The organism is Stieleria sp. (genome assembly GCF_041595215.1).
Classification (GTDB): Bacteria; Planctomycetota; Planctomycetia; order Pirellulales; family Pirellulaceae; genus Stieleria; species Stieleria magnilauensis.
On record NZ_JBFHKV010000603.1, the window covers coordinates 1 to 5,179 of the forward strand.

4 protein-coding genes and 1 pseudogene are annotated in these 5,179 nt (G+C 60.9%); all 5 read right to left on the reverse strand.

Annotated features, from left to right (window positions below; all coding sequences use genetic code 11):
• Positions 1 to 389, reverse strand: a pseudogene (locus ABX749_RS20895) (epimerase); the annotation flags it as partial.
• A 344-nt stretch (positions 390 to 733) separates the two neighbouring features.
• On the reverse strand, positions 734 to 1,747 hold the full coding sequence (locus tag ABX749_RS20900) for a serine/threonine-protein kinase (RefSeq protein WP_145220575.1): 1,014 nt from the start codon (positions 1,745 to 1,747) through the stop codon (positions 734 to 736).
• The gene (gene rplU / locus ABX749_RS20905; RefSeq protein WP_145220577.1) at positions 1,747 to 2,061 is read right to left on the reverse strand and encodes a 50S ribosomal protein L21; all 315 of its coding nucleotides are present in this window, start codon (positions 2,059 to 2,061) and stop codon (positions 1,747 to 1,749) included. The genes ABX749_RS20900 and rplU overlap by 1 nt, the downstream gene beginning before the upstream one ends.
• A gap of 139 nt (positions 2,062 to 2,200) precedes the next feature.
• The gene (locus tag ABX749_RS20910; RefSeq protein WP_372897681.1) at positions 2,201 to 3,616 is read right to left on the reverse strand and encodes a DUF1501 domain-containing protein; all 1,416 of its coding nucleotides are present in this window, start codon (positions 3,614 to 3,616) and stop codon (positions 2,201 to 2,203) included.
• Positions 3,616 to 5,179, reverse strand: a 1,564-nt coding sequence (locus ABX749_RS20915) for a DUF1553 domain-containing protein (RefSeq protein WP_372897682.1), incomplete at its 5' end; no start/stop codon positions are given. The genes ABX749_RS20910 and ABX749_RS20915, both read right to left, overlap by 1 nt.

A 5,179-nucleotide genomic window follows, 5' to 3' on the forward strand; every position in this document is an offset into this window, starting at 1 on the left:
GCCCAGGTGTGCGATGGGTTTTGTCGGGTTCCGAATTTCGAGCCGACCAGATAGATGACCGTGTCGGTGTCGGGCAATTCGTCCAATGCGTCTTGCGAAAGCAGGTCCGCGGCCACGGTTTTGACGCCCCGCTGGTCGAGCCAGTCGCGGGCAACCGGATCGGAGAATCGGCTGACCGCAACGACCTGGGCAGCGGCCCCGGCTTGATCGATCGCGCGCTGGGCACGTGCGGCCAGGGTCGGCCCCATCTTGCCGCCGGCTCCCAGGATCACGAGGCTTCCCGAAAGCGTTGCGGCCCACTCGATCAATTCCGCCGACGGCGTGATCAAGAGTTCCTCGAGTTGGGATTCGTCTTCGATGACTTCGGGAAGGCCGTGGGTCGAATTCATGCGCGGTGAAACGGTGCAGTGGGCGGGGGCTCGCAAACGTGACCAGCGGACACTGCTCAAAGTGCACTGAGGCCACGCTCATCCGATGATCAGTGTAACGGATCGGGATCGGCCGTTTCGTGCACGCGGCTAACCCTGTCGCGGAAGCCGTCAGTGTTTTGTTAGCGGTAGGGCGCGAGCCCTCCGGTCTTTCACGGTGTTTTCACGCTGAAACCGGACGGCTCGCGCCGTTCCGCTACCTCCTTCAGTGCCAACGTAGGTGGCACTGGGCTCGCGCCAGACGGCTCACGCAATCGCCAAACCGTTGGCGAATTCCACGACCGGAACCGGGCTGTGTCACAGCACTACGAACCGGACTGCGAAACCACGACCAGACCGATGATGATCGCTGCGATCACAGCGATCGCGAGTCCCAACCGCAGCCCGCTGACGGTGTTGGACATCGGATCCAGCCGCGCTCGAATCCGTCGCACCAACTCGTTATACCCGGCCTCGAAAACGGGGTTGTCCGGATCCCCGGCCTTCTCGCCCGAATTGAAATTGCGGGCCGCTTCCATCATCATCGCCTGGACCTGACGGGCGTTGAACGGGCGATCGTCGGGCGACTTGGCCAGCAGCTGCCCGATCACCTTGTCGATCGCTTCGGGGCAATCGACAAAGTCACGCACCGAGGGCGGTTTGCTTTTGAGATGCTGGTCGAACAGTTTGGCGTAATCGTCGCTGAGAAAGACTTTCCGACCGGTCAGCATCTCGAACATGCAGCAGCCGAGTGCATACAGGTCGGCCTTTCCCGAAACCGATTGCTCGCCCCTGATTTGTTCGGGCGCCATGTAGGCATGTGTCCCGACCGTGATGCCGGCCGATGTCAAATCGCCGGCGGTGAGATCTCGTGCGATCCCGAAATCTCCCAGCTTGACGCCGCCTTCGGGGGTCAGGAACAGATTGCTCGGCTTCAAGTCGCGATGGACGATGCCGATGTTGTGCGCGCACTGCAGCGCACTGCAGACTTGACGGGTGATCTCGACGACCACTGTCCAGGGAAGCGGCCCGCCAAACGTGAGCAGGTCCGAAACCGTCCCGCCCGAGACCACTTCCATGGCATAAAACAGCCCCTGGTCGTCGTCGACACGGCCTCCGCCGAAGTACTGAACGATACTGGGATGCCGCAGCTTCTCCAAAATCATCATCTCGCGTTTGAAGCGAGCGCGAATCAGAGTGTTTTGGCTGACTTTGGGATGGAGTATCTTGAGCGCAACGCTGCGCCCGGTCTCCTTTTCCGTCGCACGGTAGATCGTGCCGACGGTTCCAACACCCAGGATATCCCCCAGCTCGTAATCGGAGAGCCGGCTGGAAGGCATCAGACGCCCGCGATGTCCGTGATCTTGACTCGCGTGAACAGCTGACGGTGGCCGATACGGCTCTTGCTGTGCTTACGCCGTCGGAACTTCTGCACGTAGATCTTTTTGCCCTGTTTCGGCCCCATCACCGAAGCGGTCACGGTGGCGCCGTCGACGGTCGGAGATCCGAGCTTCAACCCCGAGTCACCTTGGACCGCGAGCACTTTTTCAAAGGTCAAACTTTCACCAGCCGGCGTTTCACGGTAGTCCAGATCGACTTCCATTCCGGGCTCAACACGGTACTGACGTCCACCGTCAACAATAATGGCGTACATTTCTTGGTCTAACTTCGTCAAAATTCAATGGGTTATGCGAATTCGGGCCCCAGAGTGTATCGACCGGCATCGGCAGCGTATAGGGCTAAAAACGCCAGCCTGACCAGTCTGTTCGCTCGGCCCCGTCGGGTCGTTCCGATCATGCCAGAACCCCCTCCAAAACGCGGGCCCTTTCCACCCCCGTCAGTTTCATGTCCAACCCCTGAAACGGATAACTGAAACGCTGGTGACGAATCCCCAGCAGATGCAGCATCGTGGCGTGTAAATCTCGCACGTGGACGACATTTTCGGTCGCGTTGTACCCCAACTCGTCGGTCGCCCCGTAACTGATGCCCGGCTTGACGCCCCCGCCGGCCATCCACATCGAAAACCCCTTGATGTGGTGATCCCGCCCAGGACCGCCCTTGCCCTGGTACATCGGCGTGCGACCGAATTCGCCACCCCAAATCACCAGCGTCTCGTCCAGCATTCCGCGCTGCTTCAAATCCTGAATCAACGCCCACGTCGGCTGGTCGGTCAACTTGCAGCACACGTTCATGTACCGCTCCAGATCGCCGTGGTGGTCCCAGCCGCGGTGGTAAAGCTGAATGAAACGCACGCCGCGTTCGGCCAACCGCCGCGCCAGCAGACAATTGCTGGCGAACGATCCGTCCCCCGGTGTCGCGCCGTACATGTCCAATATCCGCTGCGGCTCGTCGGACATGTCGACCAGATCCGGCACCGACGTTTGCATCTGAAACGCAATCTCGTAGGTCGAAAGACGCGTTTGAATCTCCGGGTCCCCATGGCGGGCAAACCGATGTCGGTTGATCGCGGCGATGGCGTCGACGACCGCCCGCTGGCCGACCTTGCCGACCCCCGCAGGCGGGTCGACATAGTGGACCGGAACGCCGGTGCTATTGAATTCGACTCCCTGGTAGCGGCTGGGCAGAAACCCGGACGACCACTGACGCGACGCGATCGGTTGCGGATTGCGGCCGCCGATGCTGGTCATGACGACAAACCCCGGCAAGTCATCGCACTCGCTGCCCAACCCGTAGGTGACCCACGATCCCATCGACGGACGCCCACTGATCGCGGTGCCCGTGTTCATGAAGGTGTGCGCGGGGTCATGGTTGATCTGCTCGGTGACCATTGACTTGAGGATGCACAGATCGTCCGCCATCTTTTGATGGTAGGGCAGGAAGTCGCTGATCGTTTGACCGCTCTGGCCACACCGCCGAAACGTGGTCATCGGGCCTTGGACTTTCAACGGCTTGCCGGCCAGTTGAGCGATCGGTTGTCCGTCGGTGAACGACGCGGGCATCGGCTGGTCGTGCAGCCGCGCCAGCTCCGGTTTCTCGTCAAAGGTCTCCAAGTGTGACGGACCGCCGGCCATGCACAGAAAGATCACGCGTTTAATTCGCGGCGGAAAGTGCGGCAATCCGTCGACGCCCGGTGGCAAGCCCGTCGCAAGTTCTGCCAACCCATCGCGAGCCAACAAGTTCGCAAACGACGCCGCACCGAGGGACAGGCCGCTCTTGGCGAGAAAGGTTCTGCGTTGGAGTTCGTTCATTAGGGACGGTACAAGGTTTCGTGCAAATTGAGGACGGCCCGCGCGACGCTGGACCAGCCCGCGCGCTCCGCACCGGGCGTCTCGGCCGGCCACGCTATCGTGACATCGCGGGGCGTTTCCAAAAACGCATCGCAGGCGGCCGGGTCGTTTTCAAAGCGTTGAATTTCACTCTCCAGTAATCGCGTCAGCGCATCACGTTCGGTTTGATTGGCGTCGCGGCCGATCGCGATCCGTAGCGCCGTGTTGATTCTGGTCTCGGTGGCGGACGTCGGCGACGCCGCCGTGTCACTCTCACGCAGCACCCTGGCGGCAAAGGCTTTCGCGGCGATGACGAACGTCGGATCGTTCAACAACGCCAACGCTTCCAGCGGTGTGTTGCTGCGTGGCCGCTCGGCCGTGCATTCCTCGCGACTGGGTGCATCGAGTGCCTTGAGCGTTGGATGCAAGAACTGACGCTGCCAATGGGTGTAGACGCCACGCCGCCACAGCATCCGCCCCTGGTCAGGCGTGTAGATTCGCCCGGGAAAGTTCAAATGCCGATAGTAACCACTTGGTTGATACGGCCGCACGCTGCGTCCGCCGACCTGATGATCCAGCAACCCGGCCATTTCCAACACCGCATCGCGCACGGTTTCGGCGGGTAAGCGATGCCCCGATTGTGACGCGGCCAGATCGTTGTACGGATCCAGCTTGCGACGTGTTTCCTGCATCACGACCGCCTGGCGATACGTTTCGCTGGTGACGATTTGACGAACCGTGGCCTTGAGGTCCCAACCGGATTCCAACAAGACGCCGGCCAGATGATCCAGTAACTCTGGATTGGTCGGTGGCCTGCCCTGACCGCCAAAATCGCCGAGCGTCGGGCTGATGCCACGTCCGCTGTACAGGTACCACAACCGATTGGCAAACACACGTGCGGTCAATCCGCCGATACCTCGCTCGACATCAAACAACCAATTTGCCAAGTCCAGTCGCGTCGCCCGCGCCCCGTCCGGCAAACCGGCAAACTCGCCAATGTCCCCCAAAAATTCCGGGATCGCGGGCTGCATCACATCGCCGCTTTCATCCAACCAGTTCCCGCGCGGCAGGAACCGCACCGTCCGCGGCTCAATCGACTTGGTGATCATCGTCCGCTGCTTGCGCGCGGCGATCGCATCACGTTCTTGTTGCAGTGTTTTCAGTTGCTCGGAATTTCCCTCCGCTTCGGCGGATCGAATCGCGGCATCCAATTCAGCCAGCCGTAGCCGATCGGTCCGCCCCAACACATCGATCTCCGGTTCCCTACGGGTCGGCAGCGCGTTGGTCCCATTTTTAAAGTGTTTCTCTTCGTCGACATCGGCAAAGAAAGCGGCCAGCGAATAAAAGTCCTTGGATGTGTACGGGTCGTACTTGTGGTCATGACACTGTGCGCAGCCCATCGTCGCGGCCATCCAAACGGCGGAAACATTGCGCACGCGATCGGCGGCGTAAATCGCCAAGTACTCTTTCGGCTGCAGGCCGCCCTCGTGTGTCGTTTGCAGCAAGCGGTTGTATCCGCTGGCGATCTGTTGCTCGATCGTCGGA